Raw genomic sequence first — 21,720 nt, 5'->3', positions numbered from 1 at the left:
GCAGCCGTAGGAGAGGAAGTCCACCGCATGGGTTCCACCTTCTGCCCCGCCCGCGGCAGTCGCCCAGACCTTGAGTGGTCGGTGCTGCACGCGGCGAAGACCGCCCCGGTCCGGGCGGCGGGCGGACCGGGAAGTCGTCTATCCTCCGATTCGAGCGGGGCCGGACTCGGTCCCGTGACGGCATTGGAGGAGGTGGGTCCGGTCACCGGTACCGACGCAGGGACCGACAACGGCCAGGCGGAGCAGCCCGAGGGCCGGGGCGGCACGAGCACGGAGACGACCGCGGAGCGCAGCGCGCGCTTCGAGCGGGACGCGCTCGAGTTCCTCGACCAGATGTACTCGGCCGCGCTGCGCATGACGCGCAACCCGGCCGACGCCGAGGACCTGGTGCAGGAGACGTACGCGAAGGCGTACGCGTCCTTCCACCAGTTCCGCGAGGGCACCAATCTCAAGGCGTGGCTCTACCGGATTCTCACCAACACCTTCATCAACTCGTACCGCAAGAAGCAGCGCGAGCCGCAGCGCAGCGCGGCCGAGGAGATCGAGGACTGGCAGCTCGCCCGCGCCGAGTCGCACATGTCGACCGGTCTGCGCTCCGCCGAGTCGCAGGCGCTCGACCACCTGCCCGACTCGGACGTGAAGTCGGCGCTCCAGGCGATCCCCGAGGAATTCCGCATCGCCGTGTACCTGGCCGATGTAGAGGGCTTTGCCTACAAGGAGATCGCGGACATCATGGGGACACCCATCGGGACCGTGATGTCACGGCTGCACCGTGGGCGCCGCCAGCTGCGCGGCATGCTGGAGGACTACGCCCGCGACCGCGGACTGGTCCCGGCCGGCGCCGGAGAGTCGAACGAAGCGAAAGGCTCGGGGTCATGAGCTGCGGAGAGCCGCACGAGACGGATTGCAGCGAAATCCTCGATCATCTCTACGAGTTCCTCGACAAGGAGATGCCGGACACGGAGTGCTCCAAGTTCGAGACGCACTTCGAGGAATGCTCGCCGTGCCTGGAGAAGTACGGCCTGGAGCAGGCGGTGAAGAAGCTGGTCAAGCGGTGCTGCGGACAGGACGACGTGCCCGGTGACCTCCGCTCCAAGGTCATGGGCCGGCTGGAGCTGATCCGCTCCGGGGAGACCGTCCCCGATCACGACATCGCGACTGCCCCCTCTCAGTCGCGGGATGCCTGAGCGACGTACCGCGTCACTCGATCGTGCTAACCGGCGGGACATGGCGAGGTGGTTCGCCGTGTCCCGCCGCTGTCTTACCTCCCGCACGGCTGGGTAACCCATGGGTAATGAGCGCCTCTCCAGCCGTACGTGGTTTGATGCGCAGGAGAGGGTGTCCGGGGGGCAAAAAGGCACAGCCAGCCCACAGAACGGAACTGGCAGGCGGGAATCGTGAGGATCTTCGGCAAGGGACGGCACCGGCCCTCCGCCTCCTGGCGGCAGGCCACCGACCGTGCGTTCACCCTGATCGGTGACGGCAGGTACGAGGACGCGGGGGCGCTGCTGACGCGGGCCGCCGACCTCGAGCCCTGGCTGTCGGAGTCGTGGTTCAACCTCGCCCTGCTGCACAAGTTCCGGCACGACTGGGAGCAGGCCCGCACGGCCGGCCTCAGAGCCGTCGCCCTGCTCGACCGGGACACCGGGGCCCCCGACTGGTGGAACGTCGGCATCGCCGCGACCGCCCTCCAGGACTGGCCGCTGGCCCGCCGGGCCTGGCAGGCGTACGGGCTGCGGCCCCCCGGCGACGCGACCGACTCCGGTGAACCGCTCGGCATGGAGCTGGGCAGCGCGGCGGTGCGGCTCTCTCCCGAGGGGGAGGCCGAGGTGGTGTGGGGACGGCGGCTGGACCCGGCCCGCATCGAGGTGCTGTCGATCCCGCTGCCGTCGTCCGGACGGCGCTGGGGCGAGGTCGTGCTGCACGACGGCGTCCCGCACGGCGAGCGGACCACCGCCGCCGGACATGCCTACCCGGTCTTCGACGAGATCGAGCTGTGGGCGCCCTCGCCGGTGCCGACCTGGGTGGTCCTGCTGGAAGCGGCCACCGAGTCCGACCGGGACGCGCTGGAGCAGCTCGCCGCCGACGCCGGGTTCGCGGCGGAGGACTGGTCGTCGTCGGTGCGGCTGCTGTGCCGGATGTGCTCGGAGTCCCGGATGCCGTCCGACGAGGGCGACGGGGAGCATCTCGACCCGCACGATCACAGTGAGCCGGGGCATCCGGGACCGCTGGGACACCGGACGGACGGGCAGCTGTGGGTGCCGGAGCGGGAGTGCGGGGTGGCTGCGCCCGCCTCTTTGGTTCGGGGGCTGCTGGACGGGTGGGTCGCGGACAGTCCGGACTCCCGGGACTGGCGGGATCTTGAGGAAGTCTGTTAGGCGCGGCGCCGTCGTGGCTTGTCGCGCCCACGCGGCGGAGCCGCATAGGGACACAGTCCCGCGCCCCTCACGGGGCGCGTTGCCCGTAACCTGTATCGAGCATCGAGCCCGGTTTCACTGAGGAAGGCGTACGTCCGTCATGGCGCAGCAGGACACCGATCAGCAGCACGTGGGCGTGCTCCCTGTGGACGACGAGGGGTACGTCGTCGACACGGAGGACTGCGAGGAGCGCGAGGCCGCCTGGCGGGGGCGCGGGACCTCGCGGCCGATCACGGTGGTCGGGAACCCGGTGCTGCACAAGGAGTGCCGGGACGTCACCGACTTCGGCGACGAGTTCCAGCAGCTGGTCGCGGACATGTTCGCCAGCCAGCGCACCGCCGAGGGCGTCGGCCTGGCCGCCAACCAGATCGGGGTGGACCTGAAGGTCTTCGTCTACGACTGCCCCGACGACGAGGGTGTCCGGCACGTCGGCGTGGTCTGCAACCCCAAGCTGGTCGAGCTGCCGGCCGAGTCGCGCCGGCTCGACGACAGCAACGAGGGCTGTCTGTCGGTGCCCACCGCCTACGCGCCGCTGGCCCGCCCCGACTACGCCGAGGTGACCGGGCAGGACGAGCGGGGCAACCCGGTCAAGGTGCGCGGCACCGGCTACTTCGCACGGTGTTTGCAGCACGAGACCGATCACCTGTACGGGTACCTGTACATCGACCGGCTCTCCAAGCGGGAGCGCAAGGACGCGCTGCGGCAGATGGCCGAGAACGAGCCGCGCTACCCCGTGGTCGCCAACGACTGAACGACGACCGAAACGGACCATCGGTCCCTCCCTTCGCTTTCGAACGGCGGCTGTCCCGGAACACCCTCCGGAACAGCCGCCGTTCGCGCGCGTGTTCCCCAAAAGCCGCCACACACCAGGAGAATTCCGGCGCCGTGGGCAGCGAATGCGGCAAATCCGTTCCCAAATCGGTCAGTTGTAGGGCTGAATGGGAGTGCGGGGATACGCAAGAGCGCGCGCTCGGCTTGCGGGAGGCGCGCGCCACCGGCGGCTGAGAGGGGCTAGTTCGTGCTTGCTTTCCCATCCGGCACCACATCGACACCGACCGCGATCGCGGTCCCACCGTCGCTCTCCCTCCCTCTGATCGAAGCGGCATTTCCGCGCCGCCTCCACGAGTATTGGCCAAAGCTTCAGGAGAAGACCCGTGCCTGGCTCCTGGAAAAGCGGCTGATGCCCGCGGACAAGGTGGAGGAATATGCCGATGGTCTGTGCTACACGGACCTCATGGCCGGGTACTACCTGGACGCGCCCGACCAGGTGCTCCAGGCGATAGCGGACTACAGCGCCTGGTTCTTCGTCTGGGACGACCGGCACGACCGCGACATCGTGCACGGCCGGACGGCCGCCTGGCAGCGGCTGCGGGACCGGCTGCACACGGCCCTCGACTCCCCCCGGGACCATCTGCACCACGAGGATGCCCTGGTGGCCGGGTTCGCGGACAGTGTGGAGAGGCTGTACTCGTTCCTGCCGGCGACCTGGAACGCCCGGTTCGCCCGACACTTCCACGCGGTGATCGACGCCTACGACCGGGAGTTCCACAACCGGACGCACGGCGTCGTGCCGCGCGTCGACGACTACCTCGCCCTGCGCCGCCTCACCTTCGCCCACTGGATCTGGACCGATCTGCTGGAACCGAGCGCGGGATGCGAACTCCCGGACGCCGTGCGAAAACACCCGGCATACCGGCGGGCAGCGCTGCTGAGCCAGGAATTCGCCGCCTGGTACAACGACCTCTGTTCGCTGCCGAAAGAACTGGCGGGAGCCGAGGTGCACAATCTCGGAATCAGTCTCATCGTGCACGAGGAAATGACGCTGGAGGAGGCGACAACCGAACTCCGGCGGCGCGTACAGCACTGCGTGCTGGAATTCATCGCAGCCGAACGGGACGCGCTGCGGTTCGCCGACGAACTCGCCGACGGGACCGTACGCGGAAAAGAACTCGGCATCGCCGTGCGCACCTGTGTGAGCAATATGCGGAACTGGTTCAGTTCGGTCTACTGGTTCCACCACGAGTCCGGTCGCTACGCCGTCGACAGCTGGGACGACCGGTCCACACCCCCGTACGTCACCAACGCAGCGGCAGGTGAGAAATGACCGTCGAGTCGGTCAACGAGTCAGCGAACCCCCGCACCATCGCGGCGGCGACCGAGCCGCCCCTGGCCGGTGGCGGCCTGCCGCTGCTCGGCCACGGCCTGAAGCTGGTCCGCGACCCGCTGGCCTTCATGGCCCGGCTGCGCGACCACGGCGACGTGGTCCGCCTCCGCCTCGGCCCCAAGACGGTGTACGCCGTCACCGCCCCGCACCTCACCGGCGCGCTGGCGCTCAGCCCCGACTACGTCATCGCCGGACCGCTCTGGGAATCCCTGGAGAGCCTGCTCGGCAAGGAGGGCGTGGCCACCGCCAACGGCCCGATGCACCGGCGCCAGCGGCGCACCATCCAGCCCGCCTTCCGGCTCGACGCGATCCCCGCCTACGGGCCGATCATGGCCGAGGAGGCGTACGCGCTGGTGCGCCGCTGGAGCGGCGGCCAGGTCCTCGACATCACCTCGGAGTCCTTCCGGGTGGCCGTCCGGATCTCGGCCCGCTGCCTGATGCGCGGCAGCTACATGGACGACCGTGCCGAACGGATATGCGCGGACCTCGCCACGCTGTTCAGCGGTATGTACCAGCGCATGGTCGTCCCCCTCGGGCCGCTTTACCGGATACCCCTCCCGAGCAACCGGGAATTCAACCGGGCACTGGCTGATTTGCATCTCCTGGTGGACGAGATCGTCGCCGACCGGCGGGCGAGCGGGCGGAAACCGGACGATTTGCTGACGGCTTTGCTGGAGGCGACGGACGAGAATGGCGAGCCCATCGGGGAACAGGAGATCCACGACCAGGTCATCGCGATACTCACCCCCGGCAGCGAAACCGTCGGCTCCGTGCTCATGTCGTTGCTGCTGGTGCTCACCGAGCACCCGGAACTGGGCGACAAGATCCGCGCCGAGGTGAATAGCGTCGCGGCCGGTCGGCCGCTCGCATTCGAGGACGCCCGGCGGCTGACGTACACCGCGAATGTGGTCGTCGAGACAATGCGGCTGTATCCCGCCGTGTGGATTCTGACCCGCCGGACGGTGGCCGAGACGGAGCTGGGCGGGTATCGCATTCCGGTCGGGGCGGACGTCATCTACAGTCCGTACGCCGTCCAGCGCGACCGGCGGTCCTTCGAGCGGCCCGAGGAGTTCGACCCCGACCGGTGGCTGCCCGGCCGGGGCGGGGACGTACCGAAGTACGCGATGGCCCCGTTCAGCGTGGGCAACCGCAAGTGCCCCAGCGACCACTTCTCGATGGCGGAGCTGACCCTGGTCACCGCGGTGATCGCGGCCGCCTTCCGGTTCGAGCACGCGCCGGGGTCGGACACCCGGCCGCGGATCGGCATCACGCTGCGGCCGCGCCGGCTGCGGCTGCGGGCGCTGCCGCGGTGAGATCGGCCCGGCACGTTCAGGCGGCCCGCGGGCCCCTGAACGTGCGCCGGTAGCCCTGCGGGGTGGTGCCCAGCACCCGGGTGAACTGGTACCGCAGCGCCGCCGCCGTGCCGAACCCGGTCCGCCGGGCGATCGTGTCCATCGTCTCGTCCGTCCCCTCAAGGAGTCGCTGGGCCAGCAGCACCCGCTGGCGCAGCAGCCAGCGGTAGGGCGTCGTGCCGGTCTCCTGCTGGAAGCGGCGGGCGAAGGTGCGCGGGGACATGGCGGCACGGGCGGCGAGCTGCTCGACCGTGATCTCCTCGTCGAGGTGCTGCTCCATCCAGGCCAGCACCCCGCCGACGGTGTCGCACGACGAGCGCGGCAGCGGACGCTCGATGTACTGCGCCTGCCCGCCGTCCCGGTGCGGCGGCACCACCATCCGCCGGGCGATCCGGTTGGCGACCTCCGGTCCCTGCTCCTTGCGGACGAGGTGCAGACAGGCGTCGATCCCGGCGGCCGTGCCGGCCGAGGTGATCACCGGGTCCTCGTCGACGTAGAGCACGTCCGCCTCGACCGCCGCCCGCGGATACCGCCGGGTCAGCTCCTCGGCGTGGTGCCAGTGCGCCGCGCAGCGCCGTCCGTCCAGCAGACCGGCGGCGCCCAGCACGAAGACCCCGGAGCACACGCTCAGCACCCGCGTCCCCCGCGCCACCGCCCGCCGCAGGGCGTCGAGCAGCTCCGGCGGAAAGCTCCGGTGCAGGAACTCGTTGCCCGCCGGTACGGCGATCAGATCGGCGTCGTCGAGCCGGTCGAGGCCGTACGGCGTGCCGACGGTCAGTCCGCCGACGTGGGTGGTCAGCGTCGGGCCCTCGGCGGAGACCACCGCGAAGTCGTACCCGGGCAGTCCCTCGTCGGCGCGGTCGATGCCGAACACCTCGCAGACGACGCCGAGTTCGAAGGGATGCACTCCGTCCAGCAGCACCGCGGCCACGTTTTTCAGCATGCCGTCAGTGTGCCCCGTGAGTGGCAGGAATTCGAGGGCCTGCGGCAGTCCTGCCACTCGCGGTCAGCAGTCACCGGCGCGACAGTGGTGTCATGACCGGAGAACAGACAGAAGCACTGATCGGCATGGGCCTGGCCTTCGCCGTCCTCGTCGTCATGATCCTCCCCTCACTGTTCGGCATCGTGCGCGAGCGGCGCGTCGACCGGCAGATCGCACGGGCTCAGAAGTCCTCGGACAGGTCGACGGTGCCCTCCACCGCCACCTGGTACGCCGAGGGGCGCCGCTCGAAGAAGTTGGTCAGCTCCTGAACCCCCTGCAGCTCCATGAAGGAGAACGGGTTCTCCGAGCCGTACACCGGGGCGAAGCCGAGGCGGGTGAGCCGCTGGTCGGCCACGCACTGGAGGTACTGCCGCATGGAGTCGGTGTTCATCCCCGGGAGGCCGTCGCCGCACAGGTCGCGCGCGAACTGCAGCTCGGCCTCGACGGCCTCCCGCAACATGTCGGTGACCTCGCCGCGCAGTTCGTCGTCGAAGAGGTCCGGCTCCTCCTTGCGGACGGTGTCGACCACGTCGAAGGCGAAGGACATGTGCATGGTCTCGTCGCGGAACACCCAGTTGGTGCCGGTGGCCAGGCCGTGCAGCAGGCCCCGGCCCCGGAACCAGTAGACGTAGGCGAAGGCCCCGTAGAAGAACAGGCCCTCGATGCAGGCGGCGAAGCAGATGAGGTTGAGGAGGAAACGGCGGCGGTCGGACCTGGACTCCAGACGGTCGATGGACTCCACCGAGTCGATCCACTTGAAGCAGAACTCGGCCTTCTCGCGGATCGAGGGGATGTTCTCCACGGCCGCGAAGGCGGCGGCGCGGTCGTCCGGGTCCGGGAGGTAGGTGTCCAGGAGCGTCAAGTAGAACTGGACGTGGACGGCCTCCTCGAAGAGCTGGCGGGAGAGGTAGAGCCGCGCCTCGGGGGAGTTGATGTGCTTGTAGAGGGTCAGCACCAGGTTGTTCGCCACGATCGAGTCGCCCGTCGCGAAGAAGGCGACCAGGCGGCCGATGAGGTGCTGTTCCTCGGGGGTCATCCTCGCGAGGTCGGTGACGTCCGAGTGGAGGTCGACCTCCTCCACGGTCCAGGTGTTCTTGATGGCGTCCCGGTAGCGCTCGTAGAAGTCGGGGTAGCGCATGGGGCGCAGGGTGAGCTCGAAGCCGGGGTCGAGGAGATTCTTGACGGCGGTGGTCATCACTGGCAGGCCTCGCAGGACTCGGGGTTTTCCAGGGAGCAGGCGACGGCGTCTTCGGCGGCCGGCGCGGACTGTGCCCGCGCGGCGCGGGCGATGCGGGTCGCCGGGCGGGAGCGCAGGTAGTACGTGGTCTTCAGGCCCTGCTTCCAGGCGTACGCGTACATCGAGGAGAGCTTGCCGATGGTGGGCGTCTGGAGGAACAGGTTCAGGGACTGGCCCTGGTCGAGGTACGGGGTGCGGGCGGCGGCCAGGTCGATCAGGGCGCGCTGCGGGATCTCCCACGCCGTGCGGTAGAGGCGGCGGACGTCCTCGGGGATCCAGTCGAAGTCCTGGACCGAGCCGTTCGCCTCGCGCAGCGCCTCGCGGGTGCGGGCGTCCCAGACACCGAGCCGCTTGAGGTCGTCCACCAGATAGGCGTTGACCTGGAGGAACTCGCCGGACAGCGTCTCGCGCTTGAACAGGTTGGACACCTGCGGCTCGATGCACTCGTAGACGCCCGCGAGGGACGCGATGGTGGCGGTGGGGGCGATGGCGAGGAGGAGGGCGTTGCGCAGTCCGGTCCGCGCGACGCGCTCGCGCAGCGCGGCCCAGCGCTCCGGCCAGGCCGGCGTCACCCCGTAGTGGTCGGGGTGCAGGACACCCCGGGCGGTACGGGTCTTCTCCCAGGCCGGCAGTGGGCCGCTGCGTTCGGCGAGATCCGCGGAGGTCTCGTAGGCGGTGAGCATGACGCGCTCGGCGATGCGGGTGGAGAGGGCCTTGGCCTCGGGGGAGTCGAAGGGCAGGCGGAGCCGGAAGAAGACGTCCTGGAGGCCCATCGCGCCGAGGCCGACGGGACGCCAGCGGGCGTTGGAGCGGCCCGCCTCCTCGGTCGGGTAGTAGTTGATGTCCACGACCCGGTCGAGGAAGGTGACGGCGGTGCGGACGGTCTCGTCCAGCCGCTCCCAGTCGATGCCGCCGCCTGTGCCGTGCACGCCGTCTGTGCCGTCCGTGCCGTCCACGACGAACGCGCCCAGGTTGAGCGAGCCCAGGTTGCAGACCGCCGTCTCGCCGTCGTCCGTGACCTCCAGGATCTCCGTGCAGAGGTTGGAGGAGTGGATGACGTGGCCCGGTTCGGCGGTCTGGTTGGCGGTGCGGTTGGCGGTGTCCTTGAAGGTCATCCAGCCGTTGCCGGTCTGCGCCAGGGTGCGCATCATGCGGCCGTACAGCTCGCGGGCGGGCAGGGTCCTGCGGGCCAGTCCCTCCGCCTCGGCCGCGCGGTAGGCCGCGTCGAACGCGTCGCCGTGGAGGTCGGGCAGCTCGGGGACGTCGGCGGGGGAGAAGAGGGACCAGTGCGCGTCCGTGTCGACGCGGCGCATGAACTCGTCCGGGATCCAGTGCGCGAGGTTCAGGTTGTGGGTGCGGCGGGCGTCCTCGCCGGTGTTGTCCCGCAGTTCGAGGAACTCCTCGATGTCGGCGTGCCAGGTCTCCAGGTAGACCGCCGCGGCGCCCTTGCGCCGGCCGCCCTGGTTGACGGCGGCGACGGAGGCGTCGAGCGTCTTCAGGAACGGGACGACACCGTTGGAGTGCCCGTTGGTGCCGCGGATCAGGGAACCCCGGGCGCGGATACGGGAGTAGGCGAGGCCGATGCCGCCGGCGTGCTTGGAGAGGCGGGCGACCTGGAGGTAACGCTCGTAGATCGAGTCCAGCTCGTCCTTCGGGGAGTCGAGGAGGTAGCAGGACGACATCTGGGCGTGCCGGGTGCCGGAGTTGAAGAGGGTCGGGGAGGAGGGGAGGTAGTCGAGGCGGCTCATCAGGCGGTAGAGCGCGGCCACTTCGTCGAGGGACCGGGGCGTCTCGTCCTCGGCGAGGCCGGCGGCGACGCGGAGCAGGAAGTGCTGGGGGGTCTCGATCACCTTGCGGGTGTGCGGGTGGCGCAGCAGGTAGCGGCTGTGCAGGGTGCGCAGGCCGAAGTAGCCGAAGCGGTCGTCGGCGGCGGGGTCGACGAGCGCGTCGAGGCGGTCCGCGTGCCGGCGTACGAACGCGGCCGTACGGTCGGCGATCAGGCCCTCGCGGTGGCCGGTGGCGACGGACCCGGTGAAGACGGTCACACCCTGGGAGGCGGCCTCGGCGCGCACGGTGAGCGTCAGCAGCCGGGCGGCCAGCCGCGAGTACGCCGGGTCCTCGGAGATCAGGCCGGCCGCGGCCTCCGTGGCCAGTTCCCGCAGCTCCGACTCGTCGGCCCGCGCGGAGCGGCCGCGCAGCGCGGCGGCGGCGACCCGGCCGGGGTCGGCGTCGGGGAGGTCGGCGGTCAGCGCGGTCAGGGTGCGCAGCAGGGCGGCACCGGGGCTGTCCGCGGGGGTGGCTGAGGCTGGTTCCGCTGGCGCGATGGTCATGTGGGGCACTCCCTCGCTCGGCACGGGGCCTGGCGGAGGAGGGCGGGAGGCAGCTCACGAGCGCGCGCGGCGTCGCGTCCACCGGCCCATTCCACGAGGCCCGGACGTCAGGCGCCCGGACCGGATGGCCGGGCGCACCGTCGGCAGGTACTCGGACTGGACCGGTGCGCGCAGGCACGCCGGTACACCGTTGCGGGACAGTTCCGGATTCGCACCGGATTCCCCTGCGGCGACAGCGAGCATGAGCATACATGTTGTGCCGTGCCGCTGACGCGACCCTAGATGTTGTGTCGGAGCTCCAGTTCGTAGGTGAGGAGCTTGATGTCGTCGAGCTCCGGGAGGGGGTTCCAGTCGCGGTGGGGGGTGCGGACGAAGCCGAGGCGTTCGTAGACGCGGTGGGCCGCGCGCATCGTCGCCTGGGTGGAGAGGATCAGGCGGTGGCAGCCGTCGGTCGCGCGGGCGCGGACCACGCAGGCGCGGACGAGGGCCTCGCCGATGCCTCGGCCGCGGGCCTCGTGGGCCACCGCGAGCATCCGTATCTCGGCCTCTCCCTCGCGGGCGAGGTCGGCCATCGGGCCGGGGGACGGGACGAAGGTGACGCCGCCGAGCACCTGGTCGTTCACCGCCGCGACCAGTACGTGTGCGGCGGCGGCGCGTTTCGCCACGTCGCGGAGTTCCGTCAGGTAGGCGTCGGACTCGCCGAAGTCCAGGAGGCCGTCGTGGAGATAGGCATGGGCGGTGAGGTCGCCGAGGGTCCGGTATTCGGTGGGATGGGCGGAACGGATCACGAAGTCCATGGCGGGAGTGTGCAGGGCAGCGGGCCGCCGTTTCGGTTCTTTTCGGCGGCCCGCCGCGGATTGCCTGTGGCTGGTCGCGTCCACGCGGCGGAGCCGCGGATCGACACAGCCCGCGTCCCGGGGAGCCTCTCAGTGGGCGGAGCCCGCGGTCGCCGGCGGCAGTTCCACCTCCACCCCCGGGTCGCCCGCGTCCGCCGTGTAGTCCTCCGGCCGGGTCTCGTCGACGCCGTCGGGGGCCTTGGCGGCGCGCAGGACGAAGGTGAGGACGACCGTCACCAGCACGTTCAGGACGAACGCCGTCGTACCGATGTAGCCGATCTCGCCGATGCCCGGGATCTCCTTGGAGGAGCCGCCGAAGTGCGCCTGCGTCGGCGAGGCGACGCCGTACGCCGCGAGCGTGCCGTAGACCATGCCGACCGCCCAGCCGGCCAGCAGCGCCCAGCGGTGGAACCAGCGCGTGAACAGACCGCCGACCAGGGCCGGGAAGGTCTGGAGGATCCAGATGCCGCCGAGCAGCTGGAAGTTGATCGCGACCGTCTTGTCCATGCCGAGGACGAAGACCAGCGCGCCCACCTTGACCAGCAGCGACACCAGCTTGGAGACCTTGGTCTCCTGCTCCGGCGTGGCGTCGGGCCTGAGGAAGTCCTTGTAGATGTTGCGGGTGAAGAGGTTGGCGGCCGCGATGGACATGATGGCCGCCGGGACCAGCGCGCCGATGCCGATCGCCGCGAACGCCACGCCCGCGAACCAGTCCGGGAACATGGTCTCGAACAGCTGCGGGATGGCGAGCTGGCCGTTCTCCACCTTGATGCCGGCCGCGATCGCCATGAAGCCCAGCAGCGCGAGCAGGCCCAGCATCAGGGAGTACAGCGGCAGGATCGTGGTGTTGCGGCGGATCACCTCACGGCTGCGCGAGGACAGCGTCGCGGTGATCGAGTGCGGGTACATGAACAGGGCGAGCGCCGAGCCGAGGGCCAGCGTGGCGTACGTCCACTGGCCGCCGTGGTCGGGGGTCAGCCCGCCCGCCCCCGCCGCCTCGAACTTGTCGCCGGCCGCCGCGAAGATGTCGTCGAACCCGCCCAGCTTGATCGGGATGTAGATGATGGCCACCGCGATCACGAGGTAGATCAGCGTGTCCTTGACGAACGCGATCAGCGCGGGCGCCCGCAGACCCGAGGAGTAGGTGTACGCGGCCAGTACACCGAAGGCGATCAGCAGCGGCAGGTCCTTGACGAACCAGTGGGTGTCCTCGCCGCCGCCGACGCCCATCACGTCCAGCACGGCCTGGATGCCGACCAGTTGCAGCGCGATGTACGGCATCGTCGCGAGGATGCCGGTGACGGCGACCGCCAGCGACAGGCCCTTCGAGCCGAACCGGCCGCGCACGAAGTCCGAGGTGGTCACGTACCCGTGCTTGTGCGAGACCGACCACAGCCGGGGCAGGAAGGTGAAGATCAGCGGGTAGACCAGGATCGTGTACGGCACCGCGAAGAAGCCGGAGGCGCCCGCCGCGTAGATCGCCGCCGGGACGGCGACGAAGGTGTACGCCGTGTAGAGGTCGCCGCCCAGCAGGAACCAGGTGACCCAGGTACCGAAGGAGCGTCCGCCCAGGCCCCATTCGTCGAGGCTGTGCTCGTTCTCGGCCCGGCGCCAGCGCGCGGCCAGGAAGCCCATCGCGGTGACGAGGACGAAGAAGAGGATGAAGACGGCGAGTGCCACGCCGTTCACGCCGTCGTTCACCTGCCCGCACCTCCCCGGCGGGCACGCTGGTCACGCTGCCGGAGCTTGTACGCGGTCATCGTCAGCGCCGTGGAGATCAGCACCCACGCCATCTGGTACCAGTAGAAGAACGGGATGCCGATGAAGGCCGGGTCGGTCTTCGCGTACGAACCGACCCACAGCATGGCCACGAACGGTGCGACGAGGCAGACGCCGATGACGACGCGCACCGGCGTCACCACCGGCTCTCTGCCCGTCCGAGCTGGTTGCGACATACGGCGGCTCCGTCCCCTCGTTGATCACCTGAAGTAACGCGCAGGCAATCTAGGTGACGGTGACACGACAGCGGAAGACCTCGTCCGTATATCGGTCCCGCGCCGGTCCGCGCGCGGTCTCAGCAGCAGCGGAAGCCCGTACGCGGGTCCGCCTCCCGCTGGTCCGTGCGCATGCGCTCGAAGTCGCGCCGGGACGGGATCCCGGCGTCCGGGCGGTGTGCGCGCAGGTGGGCGATGTAGCGGTCGTACGCCGACTCGTCGGTCAGCTCCCGCAGGTACCAGCGCACGGCCCTATACAGACGTCGCACGGCGGGCCTCCTCCTTCTCCTCGCGGGTCGGGATCAGTCCGGCCGGCGCCACGATGCCCGACTCGACGTGCGGTGCCTCGCTGAGGGTGGACAGCGCGGGGCGGCGGACATGCCATACGCAGACCCGCAGGGCGTCCGCGATCACGACCACGATCAGCAGGGCCAGTACGGCGGTCAGGACGCCGTCCACCGTGGAGTTGGTGACGACGGTGCGCATGTCGGCCATGGACTGGGCGGGGGCCAGCACCTCACCCCGGTCGATGGCGTCCTGGAAGACCTGGCGCTGCGTGAAGAAGCCGACCCTGGGGTCGCCGGAGAAGACCTTCTGCCAGCTCGCGGTCAGCGTCACCGTGGCGTCCCAGGCCAGCGGAATACCGGTGATCCAGGCCCACTTCAGGCGGCCGGACTTCACCAGCAGGGTGGTGCAGACGGCCAGCGCGACCGCCGCGAGGAGCTGGTTGGCGATGCCGAAGATCGGGAACAGCTGGTTGATGCCGCCGAGGGGTTCGTGGACGCCGACCCACAGGAAGTAGCCCCAGGCCCCGCAGACGAGCGCGCTGGTGATGACCAGGCCCGGCTTCCAGCTCACGTTCCGGAAGGACCGGTGGACGTTGCCCAGCATGTCCTGGAGCATGAACCGGCCCACCCGGGTGCCGGCGTCCACCGCGGTCAGGATGAACAGCGCCTCGAACATGATGGCGAAGTGGTACCAGAAGGCGCGCAGGCTCCCGCCCGTGACGTCGGAGAAGATCTGCGAGATGCCGATCGCGAGCGTCGGGGCGCCGCCCGTGCGGGAGAGCAGGCTCGACTCCTCGACGTCCTTCGCCGCCTGCGCCAGGTCGCCGGGGGAGATGGAGTAGCCCCAGCCGGTCACCACCTGCGACGCGTTCTGCACCGTGTCGCCGATGACGCCCGCCGGCGCGTTCATCGCGAAGTACAGGCCCGGGTCGATGACGCTCGCCGCCACCAGCGCCATCACCGCGACCGACGACTCCATCAGCATGGAGCCGTAGCCGATCATCCGGACCTGCGTCTCCTTCTGGATCATCTTGGGCGTGGTGCCCGAGGAGATCAGCGCGTGGAAGCCGGACAGCGCGCCGCAGGCGATGGTGATGAAGACGAACGGGAAGAGGGAGCCCGCGAAGACCGGGCCGTCGCCGCGCGAGGCGAAGTCGGTGACCGCGTCCATCTTCAGCGTCGGCAGCGAGATCACCACACCCAGCGCGAGCAGCGCGATGGTGCCGATCTTCAGGAAGGTGGAGAGGTAGTCGCGCGGCGCGAGCAGCATCCACACCGGCAGGATCGAGGCGATGAAGCCGTACGCCACCAGCCACACGACCAGGGTGGAGGGCGCGAGAGTGAAGGTGTCCGCCCAGGACGACTCGGCGACCCAGCGGCCCGAGACCAGCGCGAACAGCAGCAGCGCCACACCGATCAGCGAGACCTCCACGACCCGGCCGGGGCGCAGGACCCGCAGGTAGCAGCCCATCAGCAGGGCGATCGGGATGGTCATCGCGATGGAGAAGGTGCCCCACGGGGAGCCGGCCAGCGCGTTGACGACGACCAGGGCCAGCACCCCGAGCAGGATGATCATGATGGCGAACGCGGCGACCAGCGCCGCCACCCCGCCGAACGGACCGATCTCCTCCCGCGCCATCTGGCCCAGCGAACGGCCGTCCCGGCGGGTCGAGAAGAACAGCACGATCATGTCCTGCACCGCGCCCGCGAAGATCACGCCGACGATGATCCAGATGGTGCCGGGCAGATAGCCCATCTGCGCGGCGAGCACCGGCCCGACCAGCGGCCCGGCGCCCGCGATGGCGGCGAAGTGGTGGCCGAGCAGCACCCGGCGGTCGGTGGGGTGGAAGTCGATTCCGTTGTCCAGCCGTTCGGCCGGGGTGGCCCGCGTCCGGTCGACCTTGAGCACGCGGTGCGCGATGAACCTGGCGTAGAAGCGGTAACCGATGGCGTACGAGCCGAGAGCCGCCGCCACCATCCAGGCGGCGGACACCTCCTCGCCCCTGGACAGCGCGAGCACCGACCAGCCCGCCGCGCCGACCAGCGCGACCAGGGCCCACACGACGACCGTACGAGGGTTCGCGGTACGCACTGGGGGAGCCCTCCCGTCCACGCGGCGACGGGAGGAACGTAGAACAGCGAGCGCCGTTCGGCTAGGCGTGCGGACGCCTCAACAAAGCTTCAACCGCCTTATTCGACCGGCCGCTTGAGCCGGGCCACGAACTTGTACCGGTCCCCCCGGTACACCGACCGCACCCACTCCACCGGCTGGCCGGTCCGGTCCCGGGAGTGCCGGGAGAGCATCAGCATCGGCAGCCCCACGTCGGTGCCGAGCAGGCCGGCCTCGCGCGGGGTGGCCAGCGAGGTCTCGATGGTCTCCTCGGCCTCGGCCAGGCGGACGTCGTAGACCTCGGCGAGCGCGGTGTACAGGGACGTGTACTTGACCAGCGAGCGGCGCAGCGCCGGGAAGCGCTTGGCGCTCAGGTGGGTGGTCTCGATGGCCATCGGCTCGGCGTTGGCCATCCGCAGCCGCTCGATGCGCAGCACCCGGCCGCCGGCGGTGATGTCGAGGAGGGCGGCGATCCGGTCGTCGGCGGTGATGTAGCCGATGTCGAGGAGCTGCGAGGTGGGCTCCAGGCCCTGGGCGCGCATGTCCTCGGTGTACGAGGTCAGTTGCAGCGCCTGCGAGACCTTGGGCTTGGCGACGAAGGTGCCCTTGCCCTGGATGCGCTCCAGGCGCCCTTCGACCACCAGCTCCTGGAGGGCCTGGCGGACCGTGGTGCGGGAGGTGTCGAACTCGGCGGCCAAGGTGCGCTCCGGCGGGACCGGAGTGCCGGGCGCCTGGGTGCGCACCATGTCCAGCAGGTGCTTCTTCAGGTGGTAGTACTTGGGCACGCGCGCGGTACGGACACTCGCCCCACCCTCGTTCTCCGCACTGCTGACGTCGGTGCTCATCGCTGCCTTCCCGGCTCCGGATGCCGAAGCGGCCGACGTCCCCGGTCGGCCACGGCTCACATCGTGGCACGGCTCGCTACCGGGTGACCCCGCACGCTCCGTGACCCACTCTGTATACCTGCGCGACCCCCGTTGGTCTAGTCCACCGCGCCGTCAAGACCCGGTGGTACGCGCCCGCGGAGCCCCTTCGGGCCGGTCTCCGCGGCGGTCTGGTACAGGCGCCGGGCGGGGTTCGGGCGGGGTCCGGGCGGCGGCTCGCGGAATGAAGGAACCCTGCATATCTCGGTCGCATCACGGAGGCCCGGAGGGTGGTGGAACACCCTTGACAGTCTTATTGGTCTGGGCCAGTCTCCCCGTACTGGTCTACACCATTGGTCCAGTCCCGGCCCCAAGGGCGGTCACGCGTCGGCGAGTTACCGCGGGGAGGCAGGGGGGTTGTGGCATCCCTGAGGAGGGTGGCGTGAAGCGCAAGCTGATATCCGCGATCGGTGTCGCGGGCATGATGGTCTCCATCGCGGCGTGCGGGGGCGACGGCGGCGACAGCGAGGCCGGGACGAAGGGCCAGACCCTCACCGTGTGGGTGATGGACGGCTCCTCCCCGGACAAGTGGCAGAAGGACCTGGGCGCCGCCTTCGAGAAGCAGACCGGATCGAAGGTCAAGTTCGAGATCCAGCAGTGGAACGGCATCCAGCAGAAGCTGACCACCGCCCTTTCCGAGGAGAACCCGCCGGACGTCTTCGAGATCGGCAACACCCAGACCCCGGCCTACGCCAAGACCGGCGGCCTCGCCGACCTCGGCGACCTCAAGTCGGAGATCGGCGGCGACTGGACCGAGTCCCTCAACGCCTCGTCCGTCTACGAGGGCAAGCAGTACGCGACGCCCTGGTACTTCGCCAACCGCGTCGTCGTCTACAACAAGAAGGTCTGGGCCGACGCGGGCATCAAGGACACGCCCAAGACCCGGGACGAGTTCTACGACGACCTGAAGACCATCGGCGACAAGACCGACGCCGAGCCGATCTACCTGCCCGGCCAGAACTGGTACCACTTCGTCGGCCTGGTGGTCGGCGAGGGCGCCGAACTGGTCAAGAAGGACGGCGACAAGTACGTCTCCAACCTCGACGACCCCAAGGTCACCGCGGCGATGGAGACCTACCAGAAGTTCCAGGCCCTCTCCGACGCCCCCAAGGACAAGGACGAGGCCACCCCGCAGCAGGCCGAGGTGTTCGCCAAGGGTGACGTCGGCGCCTTCATCGGCATGGGCTGGGAGGCCGCCACCGCCATCCAGGCCAACCCGAAGATCGAGCAGGACATCGGCTACTTCACCGTCCCGGGCGCCACCGCCGACAAGCCCGAGGGCGTCTTCCTCGGCGGCTCCAACCTGGCCGTCGCGGCCGGTTCCAGCAAGCAGGACCTGGCCAAGGAGTTCCTGAAGCTCGCCCTGTCCGACAAGTTCGAGGGCCAGCTCGCCAAGGAGAACGGCGTCATCCCGAACAAGGAGTCGCTCCAGACCAACCTGAAGGGCAACGCCCCGGCCGAGGCCGCCGCGCCGGCCGCCGCCGTCGGCGGCACCACGCCGCTGATCCCGGAGTGGGCCGCGGTGGAGAACGCGCCCAACCCGATCAAGACGTACATGACCGCCGTGCTCAACGGCAAGAGCCCGGCCGAGGCCGCCAAGCAGGTCGAGGGCGAGTTCAACAAGCGTCTGGCGCAGCAGCAGTAGGACGCTCCGGCGACGGCGGGGGACGGCCACCGGCCGGCCCCCGCCGCCCCAGCCTCCCACTGGCGACGATCAGGCGATCAGGCCGAGAAGAGAGATCGCGAGCATGACCGTGCAGACCGAACGGCCGCCCTCCGGCCCGGCTGACGTCCGCAAGACGGCCGGGGCGGCCGGCGGGCCGGGCCCGCGAGGCGCGTCGCGGGCCGGCGCCCTCACCCCCTACCTGTTGCTGCTGCCCGCCGTCGCGGCCACCGTGCTGCTGCTCGGCTGGCCGCTGCTGAAGGACCTGCTGCTGTCGTTCCAGAACCTCAACATGGCGCAGCTGATCCAGCACGCCACCGAGTGGAACGGCGTCGAGAACTACAGACAGGTCCTGACCGGCGAGGACTTCTGGCGGGTCACCCTGCGCTCGATCCTGTTCACGGCGGTCAACGTCGCCCTGATCATGATCGCGGGCACCCTGGTCGGCCTGCTGCTGGCCCGGCTCGGCAAGCGGATGCGGGTCACCCTGCTGATCGGCCTGGTGCTGGCCTGGGCGATGCCGGTGGTCGCGGCCACCACCGTCTACCAGTGGCTGTTCGCCCAGCGCTTCGGCGTCGTCAACTGGGTGCTGGACCAGCTCGGCTGGCACTCGATGGCCGACTACTCCTGGACCAGCAGCCAGCTGTCGACGTTCTTCGTCGTCACCCTGCTGATCGTCTGGATGTCCATCCCGTTCGTCGCGATCAACCTCTACGCGGCGACCACCACCATCCCCGGCGAGCTCTACGAGGCCGCGGCCCTGGACGGGGCCGGGGTCTGGCGCAGCTTCACCACCGTGACCATGCCGTTCCTGCGGCCGTTCTTGTACGCGACGACGTTCCTGGAGATCATCTGGGTCTTCAAGGCGTTCGTCCAGGTCTTCAGCTTCAACGGCGGCGGCCCGGACCGGCTCACCGAGATCCTGCCCGTCTACGCCTACGTCGAGGGCGTCGGCAACCAGCACTACGGCATGGGCGCGGCGATCGCCGTCCTGACCATCCTGATCATGCTCGTCCTGACCGCGTACTACCTGAGGATCGTGCTCAAGCAAGAGGAGGACGAGGCGTGAAGCGCTCGCTCTTCGGCCGCCTGTGGCCCAACGTCACGGCCGTCGTGTTGTTCATCGGCTTCGTCTTCCCGGTGTACTGGATGTTCGCCACGGCGTTCAAACCGACCGGCGACATCATCTCGGAAACCCCGGTCTGGTTCCCGACCGAGGTCACCTTCGACCACTTCAGGACGGCGATCGACGCCGACCACTTCTGGACGATGGTCGCCAACTCGCTGATCGTCACCGTCCTCGCGGTGGTCTTCTCCCTGGTCGTCGCGCTGCTCGGCGCCTTCGCCCTGGCCCGGATGCGGTTCAAGGGCCGGCGCGGCTTCATCATCGGCTTCATGTGCGCCCAGATGGCGCCCTGGGAAGTCATGATCATCGCGATCTACATGATCGTCCGGGACGCCTCGATGCTGAACAGCCTGGTCCCGCTGACGCTCTTCTACACGATGATGATCCTGCCCTTCACCATCCTGACGCTGCGCGGCTTCGTCGCCGCCGTGCCCAAGGAGCTGGAGGAGTCCGCGCTGGTCGACGGCTGCACCCGCCCGCAGGCGTTCCGGCTGGTCATCCTGCCGCTGCTCGCCCCGGGCCTGATGTCCACCTCGATGTTCGGCTTCATCACCGCCTGGAACGAGTTCCCGCTGGTCCTGGTGGTCAACAAGGAGGCCGGGGCGCAGACCCTGCCGCTGTGGCTGTCCAGCTTCCAGACCGTCTTCGGCGACGACTGGGGCGCGACCATGGCCGCCTCCTCGCTCTTCGCCATCCCGATCCTGATCCTGTTCGTCTTCCTCCAGCGCCGGGCCGTCAGCGGCCTGACCGCCGGTGCCGTGAAGGGCTGACGCCACCGATGACGACACTCACCAGCGGCACCGACACCCTCACCCGCGACGCGCTCGCCGTCCTCCAGCCCGGCTTCACCGGCACCACCGCCCCGGACTGGGTGCTGCGCCGGCTCGGCGAAGGACTGGCCGCCGTCGCCCTGTTCGGCCGCAACATCCGTGACCCCGAGCAGGTCGCCGCGCTCACCGCGCAGGTCCGCGCCGAACGCGACGACGTACTGATCGCCATCGACGAGGAGGGCGGCGACGTCACCCGCCTGGAGGTGCGCACCGGCTCCTCCTTCCCCGGCAACAACGCCCTCGGCGCGGTCGACGACACCGGCCTGACCCGGGCGGTCGCCGCCGAACTCGGCCGCCGGCTGGCCGCCTGCGGCGTCGACTTCGACTGGGCCCCGGCCGCCGACGTCAACGCCAACCCCGACAACCCGGTGATCGGCGTCCGCTCCTTCGGCGCCGACCCGGCCCTGGTCGCCCGGCACACCGCCGCCTATGTCACCGGCCTCCAGTCGGCGGGCGTGGCGGCGTGCACCAAGCATTTCCCGGGCCACGGCGACACCGCCGTCGACTCGCACCACGCGGTGCCCCGCATCGACGCGGACGCCACGGTGCTGGCGGAGCGCGACCTGGTCCCGTTCCGCGCCGCCATCGCGGCCGGCACCCGCGCGGTGATGAGCGCCCACATCCTGGCCCCGGCCCTGGACCCCGACCTCCCCGGCACCCTCTCCCGGCGCGTCCTGACCGAACTGCTCCGTGAGGAACTCGGCTACGACGGCCTGATCGTCACCGACGGCATCGAGATGCGGGCCATCGCCGGCACCTACGGCATCGAACGCGGCACCGCGCTGGCCATCGCGGCCGGCGCCGACGCCATCTGCGTGGGCGGCGGCCTCTCCGACGAGGACACCGTACGGCGGCTGCGGGACGCCCTGGTCGACGCCGTCCGCGCCGGCGAACTGCCCGAGGAACGCCTCGCCGACGCCGCCGAGCGGGTCCGCTCCCTGGCCCGCTGGACGACGGCCGCCCGCCGCTCCGGTACCCGGCCCGCCCCCGACGAGGAGGTCGGCCTGCGCGCCGCCCGCCGCGCCCTGCGCGTCACCGGCGCCCCCTTCACGCCCCTCACCACCCCGCCCTACGTCGCCCAGCTCACCCCCGCCCCGAACATCGCGGTTGGCGACGAGACCCCCTGGGGCGTCGCCGCCGAGCTGTTCCGGCTGCTCCCGGGGACGGAGACGGGCAGCTTCACCGGTCCGGCGGCCGGCGCCGAGGTGCTGCGGGCGGCCGGGTCGCGCCGAGTGGTGGCCGTGGTCCGTGACGAACACCGCCACCCCTGGATGGCGACGGCCCTGGACACCCTGCTGGCCGCCCGCCCCGACACGATCGTGGTCGAGATGGGCATCCCCCAGGCCCCGCCCCGCGGCGCCCTCCACCTGGCCACCCACGGCGCGGCCCGGGTCTGCGGCCGGGCGGCGGCGGAGGTCGTCGCGGGGGTGTAGTGGTACGTATGTGAAGGCGCCGGCCCCTTTCAAGGG

Annotated in this window: 20 protein-coding genes and 1 riboswitch; of the genes, 11 read left to right on the top strand and 9 right to left on the bottom strand. The window is 70.2% G+C overall.

What is annotated here, in order from left to right:
• Window positions 1-192 precede the first annotated feature (192 nt).
• The 6 genes from sigR (at window position 193) to ACTT8P_RS20575 (ending at window position 5,894) form a co-directional block, all read left to right on the top strand.
• A complete protein-coding gene (gene sigR / locus ACTT8P_RS20600) occupies window positions 193-879 on the top strand; it encodes an RNA polymerase sigma factor SigR (protein WP_442833181.1) in 687 nt (228 codons plus the stop codon).
• Complete coding sequence (gene rsrA / locus ACTT8P_RS20595) at window positions 876-1,187, top strand: mycothiol system anti-sigma-R factor (protein WP_442833152.1); 312 nt, start codon at window positions 876-878, stop codon at window positions 1,185-1,187. The genes sigR and rsrA overlap by 4 nt, the downstream gene beginning before the upstream one ends.
• Window positions 1,188-1,397: 210 nt before the next feature.
• Entirely contained in the window at window positions 1,398-2,378 is a 981-nt protein-coding gene (locus ACTT8P_RS20590; RefSeq protein ID WP_442833151.1) for a tetratricopeptide repeat protein, read from the top strand.
• A gap of 139 nt (window positions 2,379-2,517) precedes the next feature.
• Window positions 2,518-3,168: a peptide deformylase gene (gene def, locus ACTT8P_RS20585; RefSeq protein ID WP_442833150.1), complete on the top strand. Its 651-nt coding sequence runs from the start codon at window positions 2,518-2,520 to the stop codon at window positions 3,166-3,168.
• 267 nt (window positions 3,169-3,435) lie between these two features.
• On the top strand, window positions 3,436-4,521 hold the full coding sequence (gene cyc1 / locus ACTT8P_RS20580; RefSeq protein WP_442833149.1) for an epi-isozizaene synthase: 1,086 nt from the start codon (window positions 3,436-3,438) through the stop codon (window positions 4,519-4,521).
• Window positions 4,518-5,894, top strand: coding sequence for a bifunctional albaflavenone monooxygenase/terpene synthase (locus tag ACTT8P_RS20575; RefSeq protein ID WP_442833148.1), 1,377 nt, complete (start codon window positions 4,518-4,520; stop codon window positions 5,892-5,894). Before cyc1 ends, ACTT8P_RS20575 begins: the two co-directional genes overlap by 4 nt.
• A gap of 16 nt (window positions 5,895-5,910) precedes the next feature.
• Here the strand turns inward: ACTT8P_RS20575 and ACTT8P_RS20570 are convergent, their stop codons facing one another.
• Entirely contained in the window at window positions 5,911-6,876 is a 966-nt protein-coding gene (locus ACTT8P_RS20570) for a GlxA family transcriptional regulator (protein WP_442833147.1), read from the bottom strand.
• 92 nt (window positions 6,877-6,968) lie between these two features.
• On the opposite strand from ACTT8P_RS20570, the gene ACTT8P_RS20565 reads away from it, so the two are divergent.
• Window positions 6,969-7,184, top strand: coding sequence for a hypothetical protein (locus tag ACTT8P_RS20565; protein WP_442833146.1), 216 nt, complete (start codon window positions 6,969-6,971; stop codon window positions 7,182-7,184).
• On the opposite strand, the gene ACTT8P_RS20560 is transcribed toward ACTT8P_RS20565, so the two are convergent.
• From ACTT8P_RS20560 to ACTT8P_RS20525, 8 genes are all read right to left on the bottom strand, one after another.
• On the bottom strand, window positions 7,097-8,110 hold the full coding sequence (locus ACTT8P_RS20560) for a ribonucleotide-diphosphate reductase subunit beta (protein WP_442833145.1): 1,014 nt from the start codon (window positions 8,108-8,110) through the stop codon (window positions 7,097-7,099). The two genes, ACTT8P_RS20565 and ACTT8P_RS20560, sit on opposite strands and share 88 nt — an antisense overlap.
• The gene (locus ACTT8P_RS20555) at window positions 8,110-10,482 is read right to left on the bottom strand and encodes a ribonucleoside-diphosphate reductase subunit alpha (protein WP_442833144.1); all 2,373 of its coding nucleotides are present in this window, start codon (window positions 10,480-10,482) and stop codon (window positions 8,110-8,112) included. The genes ACTT8P_RS20560 and ACTT8P_RS20555 overlap by 1 nt, the downstream gene beginning before the upstream one ends.
• Before the next feature lie 125 nt (window positions 10,483-10,607).
• Window positions 10,608-10,766, bottom strand: a riboswitch (cobalamin riboswitch).
• A complete protein-coding gene (locus ACTT8P_RS20550) occupies window positions 10,761-11,279 on the bottom strand; it encodes a GNAT family N-acetyltransferase (protein ID WP_442833143.1) in 519 nt (172 codons plus the stop codon). It overlaps the preceding riboswitch by 6 nt.
• Window positions 11,280-11,408: 129 nt before the next feature.
• A complete protein-coding gene (gene mctP, locus ACTT8P_RS20545; protein WP_442833142.1) occupies window positions 11,409-13,019 on the bottom strand; it encodes a monocarboxylate uptake permease MctP in 1,611 nt (536 codons plus the stop codon).
• The gene (locus ACTT8P_RS20540; protein ID WP_442833141.1) at window positions 13,016-13,273 is read right to left on the bottom strand and encodes a DUF3311 domain-containing protein; all 258 of its coding nucleotides are present in this window, start codon (window positions 13,271-13,273) and stop codon (window positions 13,016-13,018) included. The genes mctP and ACTT8P_RS20540 overlap by 4 nt, the downstream gene beginning before the upstream one ends.
• A gap of 119 nt (window positions 13,274-13,392) precedes the next feature.
• Window positions 13,393-13,572 (bottom strand): YbdD/YjiX family protein, encoded by a 180-nt coding sequence (locus ACTT8P_RS20535; protein WP_442833180.1) that lies wholly within the window; start codon window positions 13,570-13,572, stop codon window positions 13,393-13,395.
• A complete protein-coding gene (locus tag ACTT8P_RS20530; protein WP_442833140.1) occupies window positions 13,565-15,691 on the bottom strand; it encodes a carbon starvation CstA family protein in 2,127 nt (708 codons plus the stop codon). Before ACTT8P_RS20530 ends, ACTT8P_RS20535 begins: the two co-directional genes overlap by 8 nt.
• Before the next feature lie 98 nt (window positions 15,692-15,789).
• Window positions 15,790-16,554 (bottom strand): GntR family transcriptional regulator, encoded by a 765-nt coding sequence (locus ACTT8P_RS20525; protein WP_442833139.1) that lies wholly within the window; start codon window positions 16,552-16,554, stop codon window positions 15,790-15,792.
• 460 nt (window positions 16,555-17,014) lie between these two features.
• On the opposite strand from ACTT8P_RS20525, the gene ACTT8P_RS20520 reads away from it, so the two are divergent.
• From ACTT8P_RS20520 to ACTT8P_RS20505, 4 genes are all read left to right on the top strand, one after another.
• Window positions 17,015-18,277, top strand: a complete 1,263-nt coding sequence (locus ACTT8P_RS20520) for an extracellular solute-binding protein (protein WP_442833138.1) — start codon at window positions 17,015-17,017, stop codon at window positions 18,275-18,277.
• A gap of 103 nt (window positions 18,278-18,380) precedes the next feature.
• Window positions 18,381-19,364 (top strand): carbohydrate ABC transporter permease, encoded by a 984-nt coding sequence (locus tag ACTT8P_RS20515; RefSeq protein WP_442833137.1) that lies wholly within the window; start codon window positions 18,381-18,383, stop codon window positions 19,362-19,364.
• On the top strand, window positions 19,361-20,191 hold the full coding sequence (locus ACTT8P_RS20510; protein WP_442833136.1) for a carbohydrate ABC transporter permease: 831 nt from the start codon (window positions 19,361-19,363) through the stop codon (window positions 20,189-20,191). Before ACTT8P_RS20515 ends, ACTT8P_RS20510 begins: the two co-directional genes overlap by 4 nt.
• 8 nt (window positions 20,192-20,199) lie before the next feature.
• On the top strand, window positions 20,200-21,684 hold the full coding sequence (locus tag ACTT8P_RS20505; RefSeq protein WP_442833135.1) for a glycoside hydrolase family 3 protein: 1,485 nt from the start codon (window positions 20,200-20,202) through the stop codon (window positions 21,682-21,684).
• Window positions 21,685-21,720 lie beyond the last annotated feature (36 nt).

Origin of the sequence: Streptomyces sp. JW3 (assembly GCF_052216785.1) — a bacterium.
Classification (GTDB): domain Bacteria; phylum Actinomycetota; class Actinomycetes; order Streptomycetales; family Streptomycetaceae; genus Streptomyces.
Note: the sequence above shows the minus strand (reverse complement) of the source record. Positions and strands in the feature narration are given on the sequence as shown.